We start from the raw sequence: 23,997 nt of genomic DNA on the forward strand, positions 1-23,997 counted from the left end.
TCTGTTCATAACTGTTCGTTTCTCTTGACTGATGCTCGTTCCTGCGCAGAGAATCCGGATCGACACCCCTTCCGTCCTTCCAGGAGTGCACCCGTGATTCCCATTCGCCCAGCGGCTCTGACCGCCGCTCTCGCCCTCACCGGCGGCCTTCTCGTGGCCGCCCCAGCACTGACCGTCCCCGCACAGGCCGCTCCGACCGCGGCAGACCCGCTTACCCTCAGCTCGAACGAGCTGACCGTCACCGTCGGCGCCGACTTCCCGCGCGTCATCCGGTACGCCGACAACGCGTCCGGCAAGACCCTTGGCGGCCAGCCCGACGCCATCTCCACGATCACCATCAACGGCACGGCCCGGACCGCGCACCTGGCCGGCCCACCGACGATCACCGGCAGCCGGGCGTCGTACAAGCTGGCCTTCGACGCGCTCCCCGGAGTCGAGCTCGACGCCGGCCTGGCCGTGACCGGCCGAGTGACCACGTTCAGCATCGACGCGATCCGCGACACCGAGACCAGCCGGGTGAACACGATCGACATCCCCGACCACGACCTGGTCTCCGTCGCCAGCACCGACGCCGGCGCGACCACCGCCTTCACCACGCTGGACCCGGACTCCACCCGTACCGCGGACAAGATCACCCCGGTCACCCCGACGACCCCGGCCGAGCCCGCGGCCACCGGAGCGGCGTACGCGTTCGTCAACACGAACGAGCTGGCCGCCGGGATCGAGTCGAACTCGGTCTACGACAAGCCGTCCGGGCAGTCCGTGGACGACGGTGCGCGCTTCTGGCACCGCGCTCGCAAGGCCGCCGACGGGACCAGCCGGGTCGGTGTGTGGAGCGGGCAGTGGACGTACCGCGCCGACACCTCGCCGTACACCGAGCCGCTCCCCTGGGCGAAGGTCGTCGTGACGCCGGACGCGAACGATGACAAGACCGTCGACTGGCAGGACGGCGCGATCGCGTTCCGCTCGATCATGACCGAGCCGAAGGGCGGCGACCAGGTGAAGAACCGGGTCGTCACGCACATCCCGTTCAACTTCGCCAGCCAGGCGACGCACCCGTTCCTGCGAACGCTCGACGACGTGAAGCGCATCTCGCTGGCCACTGACGGACTCGGCCAGATGGCGCTGCTGAAGGGCTACGGCTCCGAGGGCCACGATTCCGCGCACCCCGACTACGGCGGCAACTACAACATCCGCGCCGGCGGTCTTGCCGACCTGAACACGCTGCTGAAGAAGGGCAAGGACTGGAACGCCGCGTTCGGCGTACATGTGAACGCGACCGAGTCCTACCCCGAGGCGAACGCGTTCAGCGAGGACCTGGTGGACAAGTCCAGCAAGGGCTGGAACTGGCTGAACCAGAGCTACTACATCAAGCAGCGCCCGGACCTTGCCACCGGCAACATCGTGAAGCGCTTCCAGCAACTGCGGGACGAGACCGACAAGAACCTGCAGGAGCTCTACATCGACGTGTACTACCAGTCCGGCTGGCTGGCCGACGGCCTGACCAGGCAGCTCGTCGACCAGGGCTGGCAGGTCGCCACCGAGTGGGCGGACCGGCACGAGCGCACCTCGCTGTGGTCGCACTGGGCCAACGACCTCGACTACGGCGGCGCCACCAACAAGGGCCTCAACAGCCAGATCATCCGGTTCGTCCGCAACCACGAGAAGGACGTCTGGAACGCCGACCCGATCCTCGGCCAGTCGTCGATCGTCGAGTTCGAGGGCTGGACCAGCGAGACCGACTGGAACAAGTTCTACGCCAACATCTGGCAGCGCAACCTGCCGGCCAAGTTCCTCCAGCAGCAGAAGATCAGCGACTGGAACCCGAACGAGATCGCCTTCACCGGCGGCGTCCGCGGCACCGTGGAGAACGGCAAGCGCAGCCTGTACGTCGGTGCGGCCAAGGTGCTCGACGGCGACAAGTACCTGCTGCCGTGGGACAACAACAAGAAGCTGTACCACTACAACCCCGAAGGCGGCCTGACTGCGTGGCAGGTGCCCGCGGCGCTGGCGAGCACGAGCAGGTTCACCGTCTACAAGCTGACCGACACCGGCCGGGTCAAGGTGACCACGGCACCGGTCCGCAAGGGCGTCGTGACCCTGAAGGCCGAACCTGGCCAGCCCTACGTCCTGTACCCCGACGAGGCCCCGGCGCCGCAGACGGCCAACTGGGGCGAGGGAAGCCACCTCGAGGATCCCGGCTTCAACGCGGGTGAGCTGAAAGCCTGGAACCCGACCGGTTCCGCGAAGCTCGACACCCTGGCCAATGGACAGCACGTCGCCGTCCTCGGACCCGAGCAGACCGCGCTCAAGCAGCGCATCACCGGACTCACCAAGGGCCGCACCTACAGCGCGTCCGCCTGGATCGAGGTCGAGCCGGGCAAGTCCCGCAAGACCACGATCTCCGTGAACGGCGTCAGCACCTCGCTCAGCCGATCCACGGCGCAGAACAATGTCGCGTCCGACGACAAGCAGGACCTGTACTACCAGCGGGCGCGCGTGCTCTTCGACGCCACCGGCCCTACCGCCGACCTGAGCATCGGAGCCGCGGCCGGCAACGCCAAGGTCCGCATCGACGACGTCCGGGTGGTCGAGACGAAGCGGCCGAGCGCCGGCCTGGTAGACGATTTCGAGAACGTCGACCAAGGCTGGGGACCGTTCGTGAAGGGCGATGCGGGTGGCACCACGGACCCGCGGACCAGCCTGCTGAAGAAGCACGCGCCGTACACGCAGGCCGGCTGGAACGGCAAGCTCGTCGACGACGTGCTCGACGGCGACTGGTCGCTCAAGTCGCACGAGGAGAACGAGGGCCTCGTCTACCGGACCGCACCATGGACCGTCGACTTCAAGCCGGGTCACAAGTACAAGCTCAGCTTCGATTACGAGAGCGGGCAGGCCGGCCAGTACACCTGGGTGCAGGGCGTCGACCGCCCGCAGTCCGTCGAGGTGAAGTCCACCCCGATCGGCGCGCAGCGGACCAAGACGACCTTCGACCAGGAGTTCGTGGCCGGATGTGGCGGCGACTACTGGGTCGGCCTCCGCAAGCTGTCATCCGGTGGCGACCAGGCCGACTTCATCATGGACAACTTCGCTGTCACCGACCTCGGCGCGTCCAGCGAAGCCGCCGACTGTACTTCGCTGAGCTTGTCCGGAGCGGGCCTCAACGGCATGGTGTCGGGCGAGGCGAACACGGTGGTCACCACCTTCACCAACAACGACGTGGTTGCCGTCAACAACATCACGCTGGCCCTCACGGCTCCCGCCGGGTGGACCGTCGAGGCAACAACTCCGGCGACTCATCCGACGGTTGCCGCCGGCACCAGTGTCACCACGACCTGGAATGTCACCCCGCCAACCGGGACACCGGAGGGCAAGTACGTGCTCACGGCAACCGGTGGTACGGCGACGGCCAAGGCCGCGGCGACGCTGTTGCCGCCCGGGATCGTGCCGCAGTCGAGGATCAAGGTTGCCGACGTGAGCAGCGAGGACGTCGCCACCGATGGCCCGGCGATCGCCGCACTCGACGGAAACCCCAGCACCCTTTGGCATTCCGCGTGGTCCGAGGTCCCCACCCCGGCCACGTATCCGCACCACATCACGCTGGACCTCGGTACGACGTACCAGGTGGACGGGTTCGGCTATCTGCCCCGGCAGAGTGGCACGAACGGGATGTTCAAGGGGTACGAGATCTACGTCAGCGCGGACGGGCAGGACTGGGGTGCGCCGGTGAAGACCGGTGAGTTCCCCAACTCCACAGCCGTGCAGCGGGTCGACTTCCCCGCGAAGGCCGGCCGCTATGTGAAGTTCGTCGGCACCAGTTCGCTGAACGGCGCGGTCTTCGGCTCGGCCGCAGAACTGAACGTCTACGGCACCCGGTAGGAACTGCCCGAACAGCAGACAGCGGCGCCATCTCCCCCGAGTATGGCGCCGCTGTACTGGGTTAGCCGCTGTTACTTGACGACGTTGACCGAAACCGTGAACCCCGGCATGTGAGGAGACGCCTGCTCGCGGCGAATAGTTGTGTTACGACTCCGTCTCAGGAGTGCCGGGCAGAACCAGGCGGGCGCAGGCACCGCCGCCGGGCGCCGTACCGAAGGTGAGTTCCGCGCCGAGGACTTTCGCGTGGCCGGCGGCGATGGTGAGACCGAGTCCGTGGCCAACCCCGCGCTCGGCCATCCCGGACCGGAACCGACGGGGGCCCTCGGCAATCAACTCCTCGGGATAACCGTTGCCGTGGTCCACTACCTCGATGGTCCGGCCCTCCACGGTCACCTCGATCGGCGGCCGTCCGTGCCGCAGACCGTTGACGATCAGGTTGGCCAGGATCCGCTCGATCCGGCGGGAGTCGGTGGACACCACTTCCTCGCGGCCGACCCGGTGCACCACAACGCTGTCCGGTGCGAGCGACTGCTGCATCCGGAGCCGGCCGACCGCGGACCCGACGAATGCGCCGAGGCCGACGTGTTCCAGATCGGCCTGCTCGACACCGGAGTCGAACCGCGCGATCTCGAGCAGGTCCTCGACCAGCCGCCGCAGGACCTTCGCGCGGTCCCGGACCAGTTCGCTCGGACGGCCGGGCGGCAACAGTTCAGCGGCGGTCAGCAGCCCGGTCACCGGGGTCCGCAGGTCATGTGCGACATCGGCGGTGAACCGACGCTCGGCCTCCAACTGGCCCCGCAGGGAACTGGCCATCGTGTCCAGCGCCGTGGCAAGCGACTGCACCTCGTCCTTGCCCTTGCCGGCCGCTTCCGCCGCCGAGGCATCGAGATCACCGCCCGCGATGCGACGCGCAGTACCGGCGACCGCGACGATGCGGCGGGACAGGCTGCCGGCCGCGACGACACTGACCAGGGCGACCAGGGCGACCGTGCCGATCCCACCCAGGATGAGGGCACGGCGCAGTGCGCTCATCGACGCGTCGTCGGTGTCGTAGTCCTGCACGATCGACAGGATCCGGCCGTCGTCGACCCCGACGGCCGCCCACATCTTCGCGTTCGGCGACGCCGTCTTGAAGGTGGCCCGCTTGCCTTCCAGTACTGCCTCCCGCAACTGCGGCGGCAGGTCCGGATCGTCCAGCCGGGCGCCCAGTCCCTGTACGTCGGTGCGGTTGTAGATCTCCGCCGCGGACTGGATCCGTTCGTCGGCGAAGCTGCGGGTCCGGTCCAGCCGGGACGACTGTGCCTGCGTGTAGACCGCGACGCAGAGCACCAGAATCGCGAGTGAGGAGACGAGCAGGATGATCAGGCCCAGCTTGCTGCGGAGGCCCATCCGTGTCCTCCGTCCGTGGTCAGTGCGTCAGCTCCGGCGTCCAGGCGGGTGGATCGCAAGGCGGAGGAAGCGCTCGATGCGGGGTTCATCGTGCGCTTCCGACAACGCAGCGAGGCGCCCGCCTGGGCGCCGGAGATGGCGTGCGGACCACGGACGGAGGACACTAGGCCCGGAGCTTGTACCCGAACCCGCGGACCGTTTCGATCCGGTCCGCGCCGATCTTGGTCCGCAAGCGCTGCAGATGAACGTCGACCAGGCGGCCGTCGCCGCCCCACTCGTAGTCCCAGACCCGCTGCAGCAGGGTGGACCTGCTCAGCACCACGCCCGGGTTGTTGGCGAACTCGATCAGCAGTTTCAGCTCGGTCGGCGTGAGCTGCACGGTGCTGCCGGCCCGGCGGACCTCCAGCGCCTCGCGATCGAGCTCGAGGTCGCCGAACGACTCGATGCTCGCGCCCGTCGACGGCGCGGGCCGCTCCGGGTCCGCGACCGCGCGGCGCATCACGGCGCGCAACCGGGCCACCAGGACCTGGGTGTCGAACGGCTTGGTGACATAGTCGTCGGCGCCTGCCTCGAGCCCCAGGACCACGTCGAGCGCGTCCCCGCGGGCGGAGACCATCACGATCGGGACCGTGCTGGACTCCCGGATCCGGCGGCACACCGAAATGCCGTCCAGCCCGGGCAGCATGATGTCCAGCATCACCGCGTCGGGGTGCAGCTTCTCGAAACTCTCGATCGCCTCCAGGCCGTCCTCGGCCGTGGTGACGTCGTACCCGTGGCGTTCAAGGGTCAACTGGGTCGCCTCACGGATCACCGCGTCGTCCTCGACCATCAGGATGCGCGCTGCCGGCTCTTCCGGTACCACCGAAGTTCAGTCTCCCTTTTGATCCTGCGAGCTCACCTTGGTCATCTGCCCGCCGACCCAACGGTAGACCTCTACCCGGGTTCCGGACGGGCAACAGGGCTTGTCGTCCAGGTCGAATATCTCCGACTGGACGATCAGCTCGCCTTGCCTACCGGCATTGATCTTCAACTGTTGAGCCGCGATACTCCAAACCCGCCGTGGCGGCGACGGCTCCGGCGCGATCAGGAACGCGCCGAAGACGAAGGGGTCCAACGTCTGGATCAGCACCACCTGCTGGGGCCGGCCGGTGTGCATCGCGTCGACGGTGGGGCCAGGCTTCAGGCAGCGCGTGGTCACGGTGCACTTGTCCAGCACCTTGCGCGACTGCTCGTCCAGCTTCTTGTCTGCCAGCAGGATCTTGCGGACCTGGTCCAGGCTCAGGGTGACGGCCGGGACGGCTTTCGCTGTCGGCTCCTCGCTCGACCCGAACCCTTGTTTGGTGGACATCGACGGCGTCGACGCGGGGGCGGGCACGTTGGAGTCCTCGACCCGCAGCCCGCTGCCGTTCGCACAACCAGCCAGAGCCAGCAGGCTGCCCACCGCGAGTGCAGCCGGGATCAGCTGCCGTGCGCGCATGGGTCTCCTCCTGCCTTGCCTCAAAATCTCCCCCGCTGGTTCAGCCAACTGCCTTCCATAGTGCGGGCGGCACGTCACATTCGACGGCCATGAACGTCCTGTGACCGCGGCAGTTCCGTTGCGGTTGAATCACAGAACTTGAAAGAACCCTCACATCACGACCTTGCCGGGATTGAGGATGTTCTTCGGGTCCAGCGCGGCCTTGATCGCGTGGTGCACCGACACCGCCACCGGACCGATCTCCTGGACCAGCCAGTCCCGCTTCAGCACGCCCACCCCGTGTTCGCCGGTGATGGTGCCGCCGAGCTCCAGACCGATCTCCATGATCCGGTCGAACGCCACCTGGGCGCGGCGGGCCTGCTCGGGATCGGTCGCGTCGAAGACCACGGTCGGGTGCATGTTGCCGTCCCCAGCGTGGCCGAGCACCCCGACGGTGATGTCCAGCTTGGCGGAGAGCTCCTCGATCGCGCCGATGAAGTCGGCCAGCCGCGACCGCGGTACGCAGACGTCGTCGATCATCGTGGTGCCCAGCGTCTCCAGCGCAGTCAGCGCCACCCGGCGCGCCTCGAGCAGCAGTTCGCCCTCGGCCGGGTCGTCCGCCTCGATGCACTCGATCGCGCCGTACTCGCGGCAGAGCTTCGCCACCGTCGCCACGTCCGCGGCACCGGCCTCGCCGCCCGCGTCCGACTGCGCGATCAGCATCGCGGCGGCCTCGGTCGGCAGGTCCATCCGCTTGTAGTCGTTCACCGCCGAGATGGTGGTGCGGTCCATGATCTCCAGCAACGACAGCGAAACGCCGCTGCGGATGATCTCGATGATCGCGTTGCCGGCCGTCACGCCCGAGTCGAACAGCGCCGCCATCGTGCGCGGCCGGGCCGCCGCCGGACGGAGCGCCAGCGTGGCCTCGGTGATGATGCCGAGCGTGCCCTCGCTACCCACGATCAGCTTGGTCAGGTCGTAGCCCGCGACGCCCTTGACGGTACGGCGCCCGGTCCGCAGCACCTGACCGTCCGCGAGGACGACCTCGAGGCCGAGCACGTAGTCCGTGGTGACGCCGTACTTCACGCAGCACAGGCCGCCCGAGTTCGTCGACAGGTTGCCACCGATCGAGCAGAACTCCCAGCTGGACGGGTCCGGAGGGTAGAAGAGCCCCTGCTCGGCGACGGCGCGCGACAGCACCGCGTTGAAGACGCCGGGCTGCGTGACGACGTACCGATCGACGGGCTGGATCTCGAGGATCTTGTCCATCTTCTCCAGCGACACCACGATGCAGCCGTCCAGCGCGTTCGCGGCGCCGGACAGGCCGGACCGCGCGCCCTGCGGCACGACGGGCACCCCGGCCTCGGCGGCGATCCGCACCGCCGCCTGGACGTGCGCCGTCTCTCGCGCCAGCACGACCGCGATCGGCTCACCGGCCGGGCAGAACATCGCCCGGTCGTAGCGGTAGCTCTGGATCCGGTCATGGTCGGTTACCAGCGCCTCCGGCGGCAGCACCTGCCGGAGACGCTCGACTAGATCGTTCATACCGGTTGAGCCTAGTGCGCCCAGCGGGATGTGGCAGGACTTGTCAGCGGGTCCGGCTGGTCGCGTTCTCCGAGATCTCCTCGTAGCCGCCACCGTAGTTGTGGAACTCGCGGGCGACCGCCACGAACGTGACCCGGCGGTCGGTCGACTTCACCTTCGGCGTCCGGCACGTTCGCTGGCCGGCGATCACCGCGTCGGTGCCGCCGCCGCTGTCGCACGACAACGTCCGGCCCGCGTTGGCGCCGCCGTACTGGACCAGGTACGCGTTCGCCTTCGCGTTCTTCGGCAGCCGCGAGATCATCGTGATCTCGGCCCAGTACTGCGAACAGCTGTCCCGGACCAGCCGGACGGTGCCGAAGCCGGGTGGCTTGTGGTCGCGCAGGATCCTGTTGGACGAGATGGAGGTCGCACCCGAGCAGCTGGCGGCTTCGGCCGCCTGAGCTGGTGTGGCCAGGGCGAGAACGCCCACTCCGGCCAGGCCCGCGGTGCTGAGCAGAATGCCCAGTGTCTTCATCGAAAACCCTTCCTGAGCGTACGCCCCGACGCACACTCATTGGGCAGGGTACGCGAACCTCCCCTGACCTGACAGTCAATCCGGTAATCGGACAATGAGCACGCCCGGAACGGAGTGTTCCGGGCGCGTCACCCTGTGTGTCACGAAGTTACCGGTCAGTCCGGACGTCAGAGGTTGCCGCGGCGCTCCTGCTCGCGCTCGATCGCCTCGAACAGCGCCTTGAAGTTGCCCTTGCCGAAGCCGAGCGAGCCGTGCCGCTCGATCAGTTCGTAGAACACCGTCGGCCGGTCCCCGATCGGCTTGGTGAAGATCTGCAGCAGGTAGCCGTCCTCGTCCCGGTCGACCAGGATCTTGCGCTTCTGCAGCTCCTCGATCGGCGCCCGCACGTTGCCGATCCGGGCCCGCAGCTCCGGGTCCTCGTAGTAGGAGTCGGGGGTCTCCAGGAACTCCACGCCGTTGGAGCGCATGATGTCGACGGTGCGCAGGATGTCGTTGGTGGCCAGCGCGATGTGCTGGGCGCCGGCGCCGTCGTAGAACTCCAGGAACTCGTCGATCTGCGACTTCTTCTTCGCGATGGCCGGCTCGTTCAGCGGGAACTTGACCCGGTGGTTGCCGTTGGCGACCACCTTGCTCATCAGCGCGGAGTAGTCGGTGGCGATGTCGTCGCCGATGAACTCCGCCATGTTCACGAAGCCCATCACCTTGTTGTAGAACGTCACCCACTCGTCCATCAGGCCGAGCTCGACGTTGCCGACCACGTGGTCGACGGCCTGGAAGAGCCGCTTCGGGTGCCCCTCGGGCCGGACCACCGAGGTCTCGGCCTCGACGAACCCCGGCAGGTACGGGCCGTGGTATCGGCTGCGGTCGATCAGCGAGTGCCGGGTGTCCCCGTACGCCGCGATCGCGGCGCGGCGGACCGTGCCGTGCTCGTCGGTCACGTCGTGCGGCTCCTCCAGCACGGTGGCGCCCGCGGCCCGCGCGTGCTTGATGCACTTGTCCACGTCCGGCACCTCGAGCGAGATGTCGCTGACACCGTCGCCGTGCTTGCGGTGGTGGTCGTGCAGCGGGCTGGCGGGGTGCACGCCCCCGGTGATGACGAATCGCGCCGACCCCGCCTTCAGCACGAACGCCTTGCTGTCCTTGTTGCCGGTCTCCGGCCCGGAGTAGCCGACCAGGTCCATCCCGAAGGCGAGCTGGTAGTACTTCGCGGTCTGGGTGGCGTTGCCGACGACGAACACCACGGCATCCATCGCGGTCACCGGGAACGGGTCGGTGCTCTCGTCATAGGGCACCAGTCCGACGAGCTGCTTCAGCTGGTCGAGGTCGAGATCGGCGTCGAGCTCTGCGGGGGTGAGGTCGGTGCTGGTCATCGGGGTCCTCCCGGTCGGTGGGTCGGTCGGGTTCGGCTTGGTGGTGAGCTTGGCCGGAGGCGGACAGGTTGCGCAACAGTTCTCTGTTTGACTGCGCAGGTTGACCAGTATTCTTGAGGTTCTATTGGGCTATTTGGTCACCATGACTAGGAGGAAGCCAGTGACTGGAGTGGACGCGCTGGACGCGCGCATCCTCGACCTGTTCGCCGCCGAACCGCGGGTCGGCGTACTGGAGGCCTCGCGTCGGCTGGGGGTGGCCCGCGGGACCGTGCAGGCCCGGCTGGACCGCCTGCAGCGCGACGGCGTGGTCCGCGGCTGGGGCCCGGACGTCGACACGACCGCGATCGGCTACCCGGTGACCGCGTTCGCGACCCTGCAGATCGAGCAGGGTTCAGGTCACACCACGGTCGCGGCCGCCCTGGCCGCGATCCCCGAGGTCCTGGAGGTGCACACGATCACCGGCGCCGAGGACCTGTGGTGCCGCATCGTCGCCCGCTCCAACGCCGACCTTCAACGCGTCATCGACCAGGTGGTCATCGTCCAAGGCATCCAACGCGCCTCAACGGTCATCGCCCTGGCCGAACAAATCCCCCACCGAGTCCTACCGCTCCTCCACGCCGCAACACAGCCCTGACACCCCGGGCGTGTCGCAGGTGGTCAGGCGAGGCGTTTGGCTACTTCGACTGCGGCGCGGGCTACTCGGGGGCCCACGAAGTCGCGGTCGAGCTTGCCGAGGACAACGACGCCGATGGAGGCCTCGACGCCCGGAACGCCGAGCACCGGAGAGGACACGCCCTGCGCGCCGGCCTGGAGTTCGCCGGCCGTGATGACGAACGGGCGGCCGGCCGGATCCGGTTTGCGGCGGCCCGCGAGGATGGCCTTGCCGGCGGCGCCCTGGTCGAGCGCGTGCCGCGATCCCATCCGGTACGACACGTGGAAATCGGTCCAGCTCGGCTCGATCACCGCGATCGCGAGCGCCTCATCACCGTCCGCCACGGTCAGGTGTGCCGTCGCACCGGTGTCCTCGGCCAGCGAGCGCAGTACCGGCAGGGCCGCGTCGCGAAGGGTGGGCTGGACGCGCCGGCTGTAGTGCAGCACGGCCAGCCCGAGCCGGGCTCTGCCCTCACTGTCGCGCCGGACCAGCCGGTGCAGCTCGAGCGTGTTCACCAAGCGATAGACGACGGTCCGGCTGACGCTCAGAGCGGCGGCCAGTTCGGTGATGGACAGGCCGTCCGGGGCGTCCGCCAGCAACTCGAGGACGGTGAGTCCCCGGTCGAGCGTCTGGGACGTCTCTGCGGGCACAGGCGAAGCGTAACCGTTTTTCGGCCGCGGCCCGATGGCCCCGTATCTTGCTGCCGTGCGAAATTACTGGGCGCTCCTCCCCGCCATCGCCGTCTGCGTCGTGCTGATCCTCGTCTACGCGGTCCCGACGTTGATCAATCCGCGCTGGACGAGCAACGTTCTGGGGCTGTTCCGGCAACAGCCGACGGACGCGACGGCCGAGGAGGTCGAGGACGCCGATCGGCTCGGCGACAAGCAGATCCGATCGCGGCGGATGCTCGCCGGCACCCTGGTGATCGCCGCGCTGGCGCTGATCGGGTTCAACGTCTCGCTGAACCGGGAGGCGAACGGCTGCTACCAGGCGGCCAAGGCGTGGGGCGCGGTGGACAACGAGAAGACGATGGCCGATCCGTGCATCAACATGATCTTCGGCGAGTTCTTCAACAGCGGCAGCGGCGAGGTGCTGGCGAACACCCAGCAGCCGGTCCCGTCGTACCAGCTGGTCGACGGCAAGAAGCCCAAGTACCTGAAGTGGATCCAGAACCGGCCTGACTACGACGAGGCGGACCTGCTGGTCGGGGTGGGCGCGGACTGCGCGATCGACCTGAAGATCCAGCAGACCGACGAGAAGATCGCGGTGCTGTTCGACTCCACCGCGCCGTGCCCGCCGGACGACGCGATCTCGCTTGCCCCGGTCAAGCTGAAGAAGCCGCTCGGAGATCGCAAGATCGTCACCGTCGGCGACAAGCCGATGACCCAGATCAACCCCGACCTGGACTCCTGGCCGACCGTGCTCAAGAAGCTCGCCACCGGCGGCTGATCAGCGCAGGGCGCGAACCTGCGAGTCGTAGCGGCGGAAGGGTTTGTTCCAGGCGAGCAGGATGAACAGGCCGACGATGCACACGCACGCTCCGCCGAGCAGCGCGATCGTGGGCGTGGTGAGTGACGCGGTCGTGCCGGCGACGAAGTCCCCGAGCCTCGGGCCACCCGCGACCACGACGATGAACACGCCCTGAAGACGCCCGCGCATCGCGTCCGGCGCCGCCGACTGCAGGACGGTGTTCCGGTACGCCGAACTCACCATGTCGGCGGCTCCGGACAGCGCGAGCAGGGCGACTCCCAGCCAGATCGTGCGGGACAACCCGAACAGGCCGACCGCGGCGGCGTACACGGTGATCGCGGCAACGATCGCCACGCCCTGGCGGCGTACCCGGCTGACCCAGCCCGAGAACAGCACTCCCACCAGCGCCCCGATCGCGGGAGCCGCCTGCAGGAGGCCGACGGTCCGTACGCCGCCCGCGAAGAAGGAGCCCGCCACCGCCGGGAAGAGCGCACGGGGTTGCGCGAAGACCATGGCCAGGATGTCCGCGACGAAGGTGGCGAGCAGGACCGGGGCCGCCCTGAGGAAAGTGAACCCCTCCAGCACCGAGCGGAGTCCCGCGCGCCGGACCGTGCCGGTCGGTGGGACCGGAGGCAGCCGGAACAGCGCATACAGGGCGGCCGTGAAGGTGATGACATCGACCAGGTACGCCGCGCCGAACCCCTGCCAGGCGATCACCGCGGCCCCGAGCAGTGGCCCGGCGGTGAAGCCGAGGTTGAAGGCCGCCTGGCTGAGGGTGTTCGCGGCCGGCAGCAGTTCCGGGCGGATCAGTCGCGGGATGATCGCGGAGCGCGCCGGGCCGTTCACCGCGAAGCACGCCGACTGCACGGCGACCACGGCGTACAGGACCCAGACCTTGTTCCACTGCAGCTCGGACTGGGCGACCAGCAGCATCGAGAGCAACCAGAGGCCGCCCGAGGACACCAGCGCGAGGAGTCGCCGGTCGATCGCGTCAGCCATCGCCCCGCCGTACAGGCCGAAGACAACCAGGGGAACCAGCGAGCAGAGTCCGACCAGGCCGACCGAGAACGTCGAGTGGGTCAGGGCGTAGACCTGGATCGAGACGGTCACCGCGGTCATCTGCTGGCCGAGCTGCGAGACGGTGGACCCGATCCACAACCGCCGGAAATCGGCTGACTCCTTGAGCGGACGGATATCAGTCAGCAGGCGGGCCACGGTCAGAACCTATGTCACGACCAACTCGCTCGTTATAGCGGCTGGGTGGCACCGCTCGGCGGACCGATCGTTTCGGGGGGCACCGGGGACGGGCGGCGTGCGTCAGTACTCGTTATGACGAACCAGCCGCAAGCACCGACGCTCACCTGCCCACTCTGCAGCTGCCCGCAGTTCCAGCAGGAGGAGGCCCGCAGCGACTCGCGCTGGGGCTTCACCTCCCACCGGATGACCCTGCTGATCTGCCAGAACTGCCGCTACGTCCTGCACTTCTACGACAAGAACTCGATCTTCGACTTCGACTGACACTCATACCTGCCTGACTGCACCTCGGCCGCAGCGTGCTCTCACCAGGGCAGGCGGCCGGGTTCGGCGTGGAGCTCGCCGGTGGGGCCGTCCGGCGTGAGCGTGGCGAGGCGGACGGCGACGGTCGCGCCCCCGTGGATCGTTCGTCCATGACCTTGAGCTGGACCGCGAGCGTCGATGCCGTCAGCAACGAGTTCCTTGGCGGTGGCCACCGCGGGCCAGGTCCCGCGAGCCCACCAGGACCGTTTGGCCGAGTTCGCCCAACTGCCGGGCGATCTCCCTGCCGATTCCCTTGTTGGCGCCGGTGACCAGCGCGATCTTCTTTTGTGGTCAGGGGCGGAGAGCGCCTTCCTGGGGGTCGTAGCAGATCAGGCCCTGCTCGGCGGCCAGGCGGGCGGCGTACGGGGCCACCTCGTCGGCGCGGCTGGAGTCGATGCTGAACGGGAAGACGTCGCCGACCGCATCGGCGATCAGCGGGGAGACGACCCAGGGACTGTCGAAGGCATCGTCGAGCTCGGGCCAGCGGCGGACGAGGGCGGCGCCGTAGGCCACCAGGCGCGCGTTGGGTGGGGTGTTGTCGGCGTTCGACTCGAGCAGGTCCATGACTTCCTCGTACCGCTCATCAGCCTCGGCAGCATCCGCCGGCCGCTTCCCCACCCAAACCACCAAGTCATAACTCATCACCGGATCCTGCCACCTCAACCACCCACCCCCGAGCACCGCCCCACCCCCGGGCTCGGCGTACGGGGGTTGGCGCGGGTCAGGCTCGGCGTTGGGTGGCCCAGTCTCGGATGAGTTCGATGCGGTCGCGGAGTTCGGTTGACGAGGCGTGGGCTGCGGCGGGGCCGCCCAGTTTGCGGCGGAGGTCGTTGTGGATGACTCCGTGCGGCTGGCCGGTGCGGTGGTGCCAGGCGGCGACCAGGCCGTTGAGCTCGCGCCGGAGCAGGGAGACCTGCTCGTGGGTGGCGAGTTCCCTCGGCGTCGGGTCCCTGTGGTCGGACCCATCCGCGCGCCGCGAGCGCTTCTGCGCCGCCAGCGACTTCGCCTGGCGCTTGCGGAGCAACTCGCGGACCTGGTCGGGCTCGAGCAACCCCGGCAGACCGAGGAAGTCGAGCTCCTCGTCGGACCCGATGTCTCCACCGGTGCCGTAGTCGCCGCCGTCGAAGACCACCCGGTCGAAGGTCGCGTCCGACCCGAGCGCCTCGAACTTCGCCTCGAGGTCATCGCTGGCACCCTCGGCCTGGTTCGCCTTCTTCAGCAGATCGTCCTCGAGCGCGAAGATGTCGCCGTCCTCGTTCGAGTTCCTCCGGCCGAGGACGTGGTCGCGTTCGACCTCCATCTCGGCGGCGAAGCTCAGCAGCCGGGTCACCGACGGCACGAACACCGACGCCGTCTCACCCCGCTTGCGCGCCCGCACGAACCGCCCGACCGCCTGCGCGAAGAACAACGGGGTCGAGGTGGGCGTGGCGTACACCCCGACCGCGAGCCGCGGTACGTCGACGCCCTCGCTCACCATCCGGACCGCGACCATCCACCGCTGCTCGCCCTCGGAGAACGCGGCGATCTTCTTGCTCGCCGCCTTCTCGTCGGACAGCACGACGGTCGGCGCCTCGCCGGTCAGCTCGCGGAGCACCTTCGCGTACGCCCGGGCCGTGTTCTGGTCGCCCGAGATGACGAGCCCACCCGCGTCCGGCATGTGCCGCCGTACCTCGGTCAGCCGCTTGTCCGCGGCGGCCAGCACCGCGGGCATCCACTCGCCGGTCGGGTCGAGCGCCGTACGGAGGGCTTGGGCGGTCAGGTCCTTCGTCAACGGTTCGCCGAGCCGCGCCGCGACCTCGTCGCCGGCCTTGGTGCGCCAGCGCATCTCACCCGAGTACGACATGAAGATGACCGGCCGTACGACGTGGTCGCGCAGCGCGTGGCCGTAGCCGTACGTGTAGTCCGCCTTGCTCCGGGCGGCGCCGTCGTGGCCGTGCTCGTAGGTGACGAACGGGATCGGGTTGTCGTCGCTGCGGAACGGAGTACCGGTCAGTGCCAGGCGCCGGGTGGCAGGCTCGAAGGCCTCCCGTACGCCTTCGCCCCAGCTCAGCGCGTCGCCACCGTGGTGCACCTCGTCGAGGATCACCAGGGTGCGAAACTTCTCGGTCCGGACCCGGAAGGCGAGCGGGTTCACCGCGACGCCCGCGTAGGTGACGGCGACGCCCTGGAAGTCCTTGTTCGTCCGGCCCCGGCGACCCGCGAAGGCCGGGTCGATCGCGATCCCGGCCTTGTCAGCCGCGTCAGCCCACTGGACCTTCAGGTGCTCGGTCGGCGTCACCACCGTGATCCGCTCGATCAGCCGGCGATGCAGCAACTCGGCGGCGACCGTCAGCGCGAAGGTCGTCTTCCCCGCACCCGGCGTCGCGACCGCCAGGAAGTCCTTCGGCTGCTGGTCAAGGTAGAGCTGGAGCGCCTCCGCCTGCCAGGCACGCAGCTTGCTCGCAGTACCCCAAGCAGCGCGGTCCGGATAGGCCGGAGGAAGCACGGCTGGTGGTGCGGGCGCGTGCGAATCCACGGACGGCATACTCCCCCGATAGTCGACTGTCGGCCGTGCAGGAACGTTACCCGACAACGCCTACGAGGTCAGATCGGCCGGCACCACCGTCACCGCGAACGGCACCTCCAGACGCGCCACTTCATCGCCGGTGACCTTCGCGACCTGCGCATATGCCCCATCCCGCATCTCCCACGCGATCAGGCTCGGCGTGTCGGGATCCACCACCCAGTACGCCGGACAGCCGGCCGCCTCCAGGCGCGACCACTTCAACATTAGGTCGACCCGCTTGGTACTCGGCGAAAGCACTTCGACAGCAAGCAGCGGAGGCTTCGGCAGGTCCCGCTCGGTGAAGTCCTCCCGGCGTGCGACGAGGACGTCAGGTTGGATGACGCTGTCGGCCGAGAGCGCCACGTCCAGCGGCGCGACCAGGACCTTCAGGTCCGGTGGACACGCGGCAGCCAGCCTGAGCAGGAGGTTGACCACGACCGTCTGATGCAGGGGCGAGGGCGCCGGCGTCATGATCAGCGCACCGTCGATGAGCTCGTACCGGTGCCCGTCATCGGGTATCCGATCGAGATCGTCCCTGGTCAGCGGCCGGTTGGGCGGCCAGGGAACGGTGTAGTCGTCCTGCACGGGATCCACGAGACCCATGGTGCCTCCTTCGGTAGTCCATGCCTACAACGTGCCGTCGTCTGCCCCCGGCTGCCCCGGTTGTCCACAGGGATGTTTCTGGTGCGGGGTTGTGGACAAAGTGCGGGTGTTGGTGGACGGGGCGACCTACACTCTTGGGCATGAGTACTCAGCTGAGCCCCGGCGCAGAGACGGTCATCGACGAGCGCACCAAGCCGTCGCTGGACGAGGGCGATCACGAGCGGTTCTCGCACTACGTGCCGAAGGACAAGCTGACCGAGGCGATGGTGATGGGCACGCCGGTCGTCGCCCTCTGCGGCAAGGTCTGGGTGCCGAGCCGGGACCCGCAGAAGTTCCCGGTCTGCCCGGAGTGCAAGGAGATCTGGGACTCGCTGAACCCCGGCGACGACGACAACGACGACTAGCCCCGCGCCAGCCCGAGGTCGCCCGCCGGGTTACTCGCGTGCCTGCCGGACACGCGAGCAAGCTCGCAGCTGTCGTTAGCGCCGCTGGCCCAACCCGCCAGCTCGCACGACCCGTGCCGCACCGCCAGCGCGTACTACACGCGCCGCGGTACGCGCTCGCCCTGGCTGAGGACACCTGTCGAGTTACTCGCGTGCCTGGCCGAGCACGCGAGCAAGCTCGCCAGCTGTTGTTGGGCGCCGATTCCCCGCAATCGCCAGCTCACACCTCACGCGCCCAACCGCCGCTCGTACTGCGCTTCCCGCCACACACTCCGCCGTACTCCGCCTGCCAGGGCTGAGGACAACTGCTGAGCCAGCCGCGTGACTGGCCAGGTACGCGGGTAGCTCGCCAGCTGTTGTCGGGCGCCGAACCGCCCCAAATCGCCCGCTCGTACTGCGCGCTCCCCACCGCTCCGCCGTATCGCGCATGGGCCGGCTGATAACACCTGTCGAGCAATTCGCGTGCCCATCCGCGGAGTCGCGGAACAGGGTAGGTGGGCTGGCGATGGAGGACGGTCAATGACTGGCCCAGCCGTAGGTGTAGGCCCACCCTCGGTGGGTGGAGTGGCTGTTGGAGGCGCGGCGCGGCAATCGCTGAGAACGGCTGCGCGGCGTATACGGAACGACAGGAAATACTGCCCTCTCTCTGCGCCTCAACCGCCGCGGTGAGCGTGGAGGGTGAGGTCGCGAGCGACATCTACCTGTCGCTCGGTACAGCCGGATCGGTGCAGCAGCTCGAGGTGATTCTCAACCCCCGAGCCTGCAGCCTGATCACCTCACGGCGGCCTGGTAACCACCCAGGCCCGCCCGGGGACCACCTCACTCCACCCGCGACCACCTGCCATTCGTTGCGCTGCGGAGGAGCGGCGACCCGGGGTGGGGGCGGCGGCGGAGGAGTTGCGTGGGAGGACTTAGTTCTGGGTCGGGTCGTCTGGATAGGTGGCGAGGTAGGCCATTTGGTCGCCTTGGCGGCGGAGGACTCGGCGCCAGAGGCTGTCGGGGTGGAGGCTGAAGACGTCGTCGGGTTCGGAGGGGACGACGTACCAGGCGCCTTCGGTGATCTCGCCTTCGAGTTGGCCGCTGCTCCAGCCCGCGTAGCCGGCGAAGATGCGCATCCGCTGGATCGCGCCTTCGAGCAGGGCGGGTGGGACGTCCAGGTCGATCAGGCCGATGCGGCCGAAGCAGCCGCGCCAGCCCGGTGGGTCGGCGGACTCGATCACCTCGGCGACCGCGAGGGCGCTGTCGGTGCCGACCGGGCCGCCCATGAAGAGCACGCCCGGCTCGCTCACGGTGGTCGACCAGTCGGACAGCACCCGGTCGACCTCCAGGTCGGCGGCACGGTTGACGACCACCCCGAGTGCGCCGTCCTCGTCGTGGTCCAGCAGCAGGATCACCGAGCGGCGGAAGGGCGGCTCGTCGAGCAACGGGGTCGCCACCAGCAGCGAACCGGTCAGGGTCGAGGCCGTCATGCACCCATCATGTCGTGCCCGGCAACCTTTTGGGCCCGCAGAGCCCGAAAGCCCAGCCAGGCACCCAGCGCCAGCCCGCAGAGATCCGCGACCGTGTCCAGCGGATCCCCGCTGCGCTGCGGCAGCAGGAAGTGCTGGACCAGCTCACTGACGATCGTGTTCGCGGCCAGCACCGGAAGCAACCACCGAGCCGGTACGCCGACGCGCAGGCCGAGGTAGGCGACCGAGCCGAACAGCAGCAGGTGGGCCAGCTTGTCCTCGAGCGGGAAGCTCGCCTCGGGGCCGGCCTGGCGCGGCGAGTACAGCCCGTACAAGTGGATCAGGCAGGCCAGCACGAAGGCGGCCCGCCACAACCGGACCCGCCAGACCGCGCGTGGGCCGGACGACTTCACAGCGGTCGTGCTCAAAGTGACGGGGAGTCGTCCGGGAACACTTCCGCCGCCGGCGCCTTGCCTCCGCAGGCGTCGCGAACGGCGTGCGCGACCATCGTGTGCACCTCCGGGTGGAAGACGCTGGGCACGATGTAGTCCGCGTTCAGCTCGTCGTCGGTGACCACGCCGGCCAGCGCCTTGGCGGCGGCCAGTTCCATCTCGATCGACACCGAGGAGGACTGCGCGTCCAGCAGACCGCGGAAAACCCCCGGGAAGACCAGCACGTTGTTGATCTGGTTCGGGAAGTCGCTCCGGCCGGTCGCGACCACGGCCGCGTGCTCGTGCGCCGCCGCCGGGTCGACCTCGGGATCCGGGTTCGCCAGCGCGAAGACGATGGCGTCCTCGTTCATGGTGGCGATGTCGTCGCCGTTCAGGATGTTCGGCGCCGAGACGCCGATGAACACGTCGGCCCCGGCCAGCGCGCCCTTCAGGTCGCCGCTGTACTTCGCGGCGTTGGTGTTCTCCGCGATCCAGCGCAGCTCCGGCGACAGCCCGTCGCGCTCCAGGTGGATGACCCCGGCGATGTCGGCGACGATCGCGTCCTTGACGCCCGCGACGATCAGCAGCTTGAGGATCGCCGTACCGGCCGCACCCGCGCCGGACAGCACCACCCGCACGTTGCTGATGTCCTTGTTCACCACCCGCAGAGCGTTGAAGAGCGCGGCCAGTACGACGACCGCCGTACCGTGCTGGTCGTCGTGGAAGACCGGGATGTCCAGTTCCTCGCGCAGCCGGGCCTCGATCTCGAAGCAGCGCGGCGCGGAGATGTCCTCCAGGTTGATGCCGGCGAACCCGGGCGCGATCGCCTTGACCACCTGGATGATCGCCTCGGTGTCCTGGGTGTCCAGGCACAACGGCCACGCGTCGATCCCGGCGAACCGCTTGAACAGGGCTGCCTTGCCCTCCATCACCGGCAGCGCGGCCTTCGGACCGATGTTGCCGAGCCCGAGTACCGCGGAGCCGTCCGTGACCACGGCAACGCTGTTGCGCTTGATCGTCAGCCGGCGGGCGTCGTCGGGGTTGGCCGCGATCGCCAGGCAGACCCGCGCCACCCCCGGGGTGTAGATCATCGACAGGTCGTCGCGGTTGCGGATCGGGTGCTTGGCCTCCATCGAGATCTTGCCGCCGAGGTGCATCAGGAAGGTCCGGTCGGAGACCCGGCCGATCTCGACGCCCGGTACCGCGCGCATCGCCTCGACCAGGCGGCCGGCGTGCTCGGTGTCGGCGGCCGCGCAGGTCACGTCGATGCGCAGCCGCTCGTGGCCGGAGGCCGTCACGTCGAGGGCGGTGACGAGGCCACCGGCCTGCTCGACGGCGGTCGTCAGTTTGCTCACCGTCGAGCCGCCTGCGGGGACCTCGAGGCGGACGGTGATGGAGTAGGAAACGCTCGGCAAGGCAGTCACGCCCGCGATCTTCTCACGAGGCCCGGACCGCCCGCAGGTTCCGTACATCGCGTCCATCCGGATCGGCTGGGTAATCCTTTACTCGCAAGCTACCCTGAGGCGTCGAAGGGAGGGCGGACGTGGCCACCATCAGTGATGTCGCGGCCCGGGCCGGGGTCTCCACGGCCACTGTCTCGCGGGCGCTGAACGGCAAGTCGACCGTCGATCGCGACCTGGCCGCCCGGGTCCGCCAGGCCGCCGAGGAGCTCGGCTACCAGCCGAACGGCCCGGCGCGGAACCTGCGCCGTCAGGAGGCCGCGGTCGTCGCGCTGATCATCTCCGACGTCGAGAACCCGTTCTTCACCGCGATCGCCCGCGGCGTCGAGGACGTCGCGCACGAGGTGGGCTACTCCGTCGTGCTGTGCAACTCCGACGAGAGCGCCGACAAGGAGAACCGCTACATCGACATTGCGATCCAGGAACGCGTCGCGGGCGTCATCCTGTCGCCCAGCGGTACGACGACCAGTGTCGAGAAGCTGACCAGCCGCGGTACTGCGTTTGTGGCGGTGGACCGTCCCCTGCCGGAGCAGGAGAGCGACGTCGTACTGGTCGACACCAGGCTCGCCGCGAAGCAGGCCACCGCCCACCTGATTGCCCAGGGCTACGACCGGATCGGCTGCATCACCGGACCACTCGGCGTCCGTACTGCGGACGACCGGCTCGCGGGGTATCGCGATGCGCTCAAGGCCGCCCGGCTCCGCAGTACGACCAAGCTGGTACGGCGTACGGAGTACAAGGCGGCGGGGGCTCGGCGCGCGGCGCAGGATCTTCTCGACCAGGCGGAGCCGCCGGACGCGTTGCTTGTCGCGAACAGCGCGATGGCGGTCGGTGTTCTGCAGGCGCTGCAGGCGCACGGGATCCGGCCGGGCAAGGATGTCGGGATGGTTGCCTTCGACGACGCGCCCTGGGCGGAACTGGTGGATCCGCCGCTTTCGGTGGTGGCGCAACCGGCGTACGAGATCGGCACCGTGGCCGCGAGGTTGCTGCTGGCAAGAATCGCCGACAACTCGCGGCCTGCGACCACCACCACCCTCGGCGCCCGCCTGATCGAGCGCGGCTCCTCCCACCGCGGCTGACGACAGCTTGCGTCCGAAGAAGTGCGGAGCGGGATCCGCACTTCTTCGGACGCAAGGGCGTCGCGGGTGGGTCGGCGGATGGGTCAGCCGGTGGGGTTCTCTTCGGCGTAGATGGAGGCGGCGTTGGACTTGTCGATCAGGCGGGTCTGGAGGGTCTGGGTCTTCTCGATCGTGCCGCAGTCGACCAGGATCTTCTTCGCCGCGGCGATCGCTTCCTTGCCGTTGGTCGGGTAGGTGAAGGTGGCGCTCAGCCGGCCCTGCTCGACCGCCTTGATGCCGCCGGACGGGATCGGCAGCGCGTCGATGCCGATGAACTTCATCTCCTTCTCCCGGCCGACCGCCTTCGCCGCCAGGTACGCGCCCTCGGCCATCGGGTCGTTGTGCGCGTAGACCACGTCGATCTTCGGGTTGGCCTTCAGCAGCGCGTCCATCTGCGCCTGGCCCTTCTCCCGCAGCCAGTCGCCGCTGGCGGTGGCGATGATCTTGATCTTCGGGTTCGGCTTGATCCCGGCCGCGAAGCCCTGGTTGCGCTCGGCCTGCGGGGTGGCGCCGGCCAGGCCCTTGATCTCGACCACATTGCCGCCGCTCGGCAGCAGCTTCTCGGCCACGAACTTGCCGGCCGCGGTACCGATCTCGACGTTGTCGCCGCCGATGAAGCCGGTGTACGCGTCACCCTCGACCTTGCGGTCCAGCACGATCACCGGGATGCCCTTGTCGAAGGCCTTTTTCACCACCGCGGTGAGCGGCTTGGCCTCGTTCGGGCTGATGATCAGCAGGTCGATCTGCTGGGTGAGGTAGTTCTCCACGTCGGCGACCTGCTTGGCGTTGTCCTGCGCCGCGTCGGCGAACTTCACATCGAACTGCGGCACCTCCTTGGCCGCCGCCTTGATGTCGTCGTCCATCCGCTGCCTGTAGGGCTCGGCGACGTTCGCCTGGCTCATGCCGATCGTGTACTTGCCGTCGGCACCCTTGCATGCCTTGGAACTGCCGGCCTGCGGCTCGGCCGAGGTTCGTTCACTGGTGGTTCCACAGCCGGCGAGTACCAGGGCGGCAACGGCCGCGGCGGCTAGCGGGGCTTTCAGGTTTCGCATGTCAAGCCTTTCTCTGGGCGGAGCCTCACGAAGCGGGACGGAGCCGTTGCAGCGCGGCCGCGGCGACGATCACGAGTCCCTTGATCAGGAGCTGGATGTTGGAGTCGATGTTGTTGAGGGCGAGGATGTTGTTCAGTACTCCGAGCAGCAGCGCGCCGGCCACCGTGCCCGCGACAGATCCCCGGCCGCCGGCCAGGCTGGTCCCGCCGATCACCACCGCGGCGATCGCGTCGAGCTCGTAGCCGATGCCGTCGTTCGGGCTGCCCTGGTTCAGCTGGACCGCGTGCACGATGCCGGCCAGCGAGGCGAGCAGCCCGCAGATCGCGAACACCGCGATCTTGACCCGGATCACCGGCACACCCGACAGGCGAGCCGCCTTCTCGTTGCCGCCCACGGCGTACAGGTGCCGCGAGAAGGCGCTGACGCGGAGGAACACGATGGCGGCGATCGCGACCACCGCGAAGATCAGTACCGGGATCGGGACCAGGCCGCCGAAGGTGCGTTCGCCCAGGATCGCGAACGAGTCCGGCGCCTCGTTCGGACCGTTGCCATAGGCAATCGCCACGCCCTGGCCGTCGGACCAGATCCGGGCTAGTCCTCTGGCTATCTGCAGGCCTGCCAAGGTCACGATGAAGGACTGGATCCCGATCATCGCCGTCGCCATGCCCTGCAGCGCGCCGAAGACCAGGCCGATCGCGAGCACGACGACGATGGATGGCAGGAAACCCCAGTCGTTCTCAACCATCAGTACCGCGGAGCCGACCGCGGCCAGACCGAGCACCGCGCCGACCGAGAGGTCGATGCCGCCGATCAGGATCACGAACGTCATCCCGACGGCGATGATGCCGATCTCGGAGACCGCGCGGACCACGTTGGCCAGGTTGTCCGCGCTGAGGAACAGGATCTCGCCGTCGCGCCGCGGCGAGAAGATGATCGCCGCGATGAACACCGCGAGCAGCCCGAACACACTCTGGAACCGGAACAGCGTCGCGACCACACCGCCCGAGCTTTCGGCGATGGCCGTCGGCGCCTTCGCCGTGCTCACGGCCGTCATCGTCCGTGCTT

The 23,997-nt window shown here is 68.5% G+C and carries 24 protein-coding genes; 6 read left to right on the forward strand and 18 right to left on the reverse strand.

Annotated elements, in window-relative coordinates; translation table 11 throughout:
• The first annotated feature begins 93 nt into the window (after window positions 1-93).
• Complete coding sequence (locus ACFPJ1_RS00595; RefSeq protein WP_380100706.1) at window positions 94-3,879, forward strand: endo-alpha-N-acetylgalactosaminidase family protein; 3,786 nt, start codon at window positions 94-96, stop codon at window positions 3,877-3,879.
• 144 nt (window positions 3,880-4,023) lie between these two features.
• On the opposite strand, the gene ACFPJ1_RS00600 is transcribed toward ACFPJ1_RS00595, so the two are convergent.
• The 6 genes from ACFPJ1_RS00600 to hppD form a co-directional block, all read right to left on the reverse strand.
• Entirely contained in the window at window positions 4,024-5,268 is a 1,245-nt protein-coding gene (locus ACFPJ1_RS00600; protein ID WP_380100707.1) for a HAMP domain-containing sensor histidine kinase, read from the reverse strand.
• A gap of 163 nt (window positions 5,269-5,431) precedes the next feature.
• Window positions 5,432-6,130: a two-component system response regulator CseB gene (cseB, locus tag ACFPJ1_RS00605; RefSeq protein ID WP_380100708.1), complete on the reverse strand. Its 699-nt coding sequence runs from the start codon at window positions 6,128-6,130 to the stop codon at window positions 5,432-5,434.
• A 6-nt stretch (window positions 6,131-6,136) separates the two neighbouring features.
• Complete coding sequence (locus tag ACFPJ1_RS00610; RefSeq protein ID WP_380100709.1) at window positions 6,137-6,745, reverse strand: hypothetical protein; 609 nt, start codon at window positions 6,743-6,745, stop codon at window positions 6,137-6,139.
• Window positions 6,746-6,895: 150 nt separating this feature from the next.
• Window positions 6,896-8,269 carry an FAD-binding oxidoreductase gene (locus ACFPJ1_RS00615; RefSeq protein WP_380100710.1) on the reverse strand — a complete coding sequence of 458 codons (1,374 nt, stop codon included), beginning with the start codon at window positions 8,267-8,269 and terminating at the stop codon, window positions 6,896-6,898.
• A 43-nt stretch (window positions 8,270-8,312) separates the two neighbouring features.
• The gene (locus ACFPJ1_RS00620; RefSeq protein WP_380100711.1) at window positions 8,313-8,783 is read right to left on the reverse strand and encodes a hypothetical protein; all 471 of its coding nucleotides are present in this window, start codon (window positions 8,781-8,783) and stop codon (window positions 8,313-8,315) included.
• A 167-nt stretch (window positions 8,784-8,950) separates the two neighbouring features.
• On the reverse strand, window positions 8,951-10,153 hold the full coding sequence (gene hppD, locus ACFPJ1_RS00625) for a 4-hydroxyphenylpyruvate dioxygenase (protein ID WP_380100712.1): 1,203 nt from the start codon (window positions 10,151-10,153) through the stop codon (window positions 8,951-8,953).
• A gap of 160 nt (window positions 10,154-10,313) precedes the next feature.
• Between hppD and ACFPJ1_RS00630 the strand changes: the two genes are divergently transcribed.
• On the forward strand, window positions 10,314-10,787 hold the full coding sequence (locus tag ACFPJ1_RS00630) for an Lrp/AsnC family transcriptional regulator (protein ID WP_380100713.1): 474 nt from the start codon (window positions 10,314-10,316) through the stop codon (window positions 10,785-10,787).
• Window positions 10,788-10,810: 23 nt separating this feature from the next.
• Here the strand turns inward: ACFPJ1_RS00630 and ACFPJ1_RS00635 are convergent, their stop codons facing one another.
• Window positions 10,811-11,455, reverse strand: coding sequence for an IclR family transcriptional regulator (locus ACFPJ1_RS00635; protein WP_132187281.1), 645 nt, complete (start codon window positions 11,453-11,455; stop codon window positions 10,811-10,813).
• 55 nt (window positions 11,456-11,510) lie between these two features.
• Between ACFPJ1_RS00635 and ACFPJ1_RS00640 the strand changes: the two genes are divergently transcribed.
• Window positions 11,511-12,254 (forward strand): hypothetical protein, encoded by a 744-nt coding sequence (locus ACFPJ1_RS00640; protein ID WP_380100715.1) that lies wholly within the window; start codon window positions 11,511-11,513, stop codon window positions 12,252-12,254.
• Here ACFPJ1_RS00640 and ACFPJ1_RS00645 read toward each other — a convergent pair whose 3' ends face one another.
• Complete coding sequence (locus ACFPJ1_RS00645) at window positions 12,255-13,490, reverse strand: MFS transporter (RefSeq protein ID WP_380100716.1); 1,236 nt, start codon at window positions 13,488-13,490, stop codon at window positions 12,255-12,257.
• A 114-nt stretch (window positions 13,491-13,604) separates the two neighbouring features.
• Here ACFPJ1_RS00645 and ACFPJ1_RS00650 point away from each other — a divergent pair, with 114 nt between their 5' ends.
• Entirely contained in the window at window positions 13,605-13,793 is a 189-nt protein-coding gene (locus ACFPJ1_RS00650; protein WP_132187278.1) for a hypothetical protein, read from the forward strand.
• A 41-nt stretch (window positions 13,794-13,834) separates the two neighbouring features.
• Here the strand turns inward: ACFPJ1_RS00650 and ACFPJ1_RS00655 are convergent, their stop codons facing one another.
• The 5 genes from ACFPJ1_RS00655 to ACFPJ1_RS00675 all read right to left on the reverse strand — a co-directional run bounded on the left by ACFPJ1_RS00655 (window position 13,835) and on the right by ACFPJ1_RS00675 (window position 16,980).
• Window positions 13,835-14,005 (reverse strand): hypothetical protein, encoded by a 171-nt coding sequence (locus ACFPJ1_RS00655; protein WP_380100717.1) that lies wholly within the window; start codon window positions 14,003-14,005, stop codon window positions 13,835-13,837.
• A complete protein-coding gene (locus ACFPJ1_RS00660; RefSeq protein ID WP_380100940.1) occupies window positions 13,977-14,111 on the reverse strand; it encodes an SDR family NAD(P)-dependent oxidoreductase in 135 nt (44 codons plus the stop codon). The genes ACFPJ1_RS00655 and ACFPJ1_RS00660 overlap by 29 nt, the downstream gene beginning before the upstream one ends.
• A gap of 12 nt (window positions 14,112-14,123) precedes the next feature.
• Window positions 14,124-14,474, reverse strand: coding sequence for a hypothetical protein (locus ACFPJ1_RS00665; RefSeq protein ID WP_380100719.1), 351 nt, complete (start codon window positions 14,472-14,474; stop codon window positions 14,124-14,126).
• A 79-nt stretch (window positions 14,475-14,553) separates the two neighbouring features.
• Entirely contained in the window at window positions 14,554-16,347 is a 1,794-nt protein-coding gene (locus tag ACFPJ1_RS00670; protein ID WP_465261059.1) for a DEAD/DEAH box helicase, read from the reverse strand.
• Window positions 16,348-16,407: 60 nt separating this feature from the next.
• Complete coding sequence (locus ACFPJ1_RS00675) at window positions 16,408-16,980, reverse strand: Uma2 family endonuclease (RefSeq protein ID WP_380100720.1); 573 nt, start codon at window positions 16,978-16,980, stop codon at window positions 16,408-16,410.
• A 140-nt stretch (window positions 16,981-17,120) separates the two neighbouring features.
• On the opposite strand from ACFPJ1_RS00675, the gene ACFPJ1_RS00680 reads away from it, so the two are divergent.
• The gene (locus ACFPJ1_RS00680; RefSeq protein WP_380100722.1) at window positions 17,121-17,384 is read left to right on the forward strand and encodes a DUF3039 domain-containing protein; all 264 of its coding nucleotides are present in this window, start codon (window positions 17,121-17,123) and stop codon (window positions 17,382-17,384) included.
• 950 nt (window positions 17,385-18,334) lie between these two features.
• Here the strand turns inward: ACFPJ1_RS00680 and ACFPJ1_RS00685 are convergent.
• From ACFPJ1_RS00685 to ACFPJ1_RS00695, 3 genes are read right to left on the reverse strand one after another with little or no spacing between them, the layout of a single operon-like run.
• Entirely contained in the window at window positions 18,335-18,892 is a 558-nt protein-coding gene (locus ACFPJ1_RS00685; protein WP_132187270.1) for a YqgE/AlgH family protein, read from the reverse strand.
• Window positions 18,889-19,299, reverse strand: coding sequence for a VanZ family protein (locus tag ACFPJ1_RS00690; protein ID WP_380100723.1), 411 nt, complete (start codon window positions 19,297-19,299; stop codon window positions 18,889-18,891). Before ACFPJ1_RS00690 ends, ACFPJ1_RS00685 begins: the two co-directional genes overlap by 4 nt.
• Window positions 19,296-20,726: an NAD-dependent malic enzyme gene (locus ACFPJ1_RS00695; protein ID WP_380100724.1), complete on the reverse strand. Its 1,431-nt coding sequence runs from the start codon at window positions 20,724-20,726 to the stop codon at window positions 19,296-19,298. The genes ACFPJ1_RS00690 and ACFPJ1_RS00695 overlap by 4 nt, the downstream gene beginning before the upstream one ends.
• Before the next feature lie 119 nt (window positions 20,727-20,845).
• Here ACFPJ1_RS00695 and ACFPJ1_RS00700 point away from each other — a divergent pair, with 119 nt between their 5' ends.
• Window positions 20,846-21,841 (forward strand): LacI family DNA-binding transcriptional regulator, encoded by a 996-nt coding sequence (locus ACFPJ1_RS00700; protein ID WP_380100725.1) that lies wholly within the window; start codon window positions 20,846-20,848, stop codon window positions 21,839-21,841.
• Window positions 21,842-21,924: 83 nt separating this feature from the next.
• Here ACFPJ1_RS00700 and ACFPJ1_RS00705 read toward each other — a convergent pair whose 3' ends face one another.
• Both ACFPJ1_RS00705 and ACFPJ1_RS00710 read right to left on the reverse strand, forming a co-directional pair.
• Window positions 21,925-22,932: a substrate-binding domain-containing protein gene (locus tag ACFPJ1_RS00705; RefSeq protein ID WP_380100726.1), complete on the reverse strand. Its 1,008-nt coding sequence runs from the start codon at window positions 22,930-22,932 to the stop codon at window positions 21,925-21,927.
• A 25-nt stretch (window positions 22,933-22,957) separates the two neighbouring features.
• Entirely contained in the window at window positions 22,958-23,986 is a 1,029-nt protein-coding gene (locus ACFPJ1_RS00710; RefSeq protein WP_380100727.1) for an ABC transporter permease, read from the reverse strand.
• Between the last annotated feature and the right edge of the window lie 11 nt (window positions 23,987-23,997).

Origin of the sequence: Kribbella qitaiheensis, assembly GCF_042657745.1 — a bacterium.
Lineage (GTDB): Bacteria > Actinomycetota > Actinomycetes > Propionibacteriales > Kribbellaceae > Kribbella > Kribbella qitaiheensis.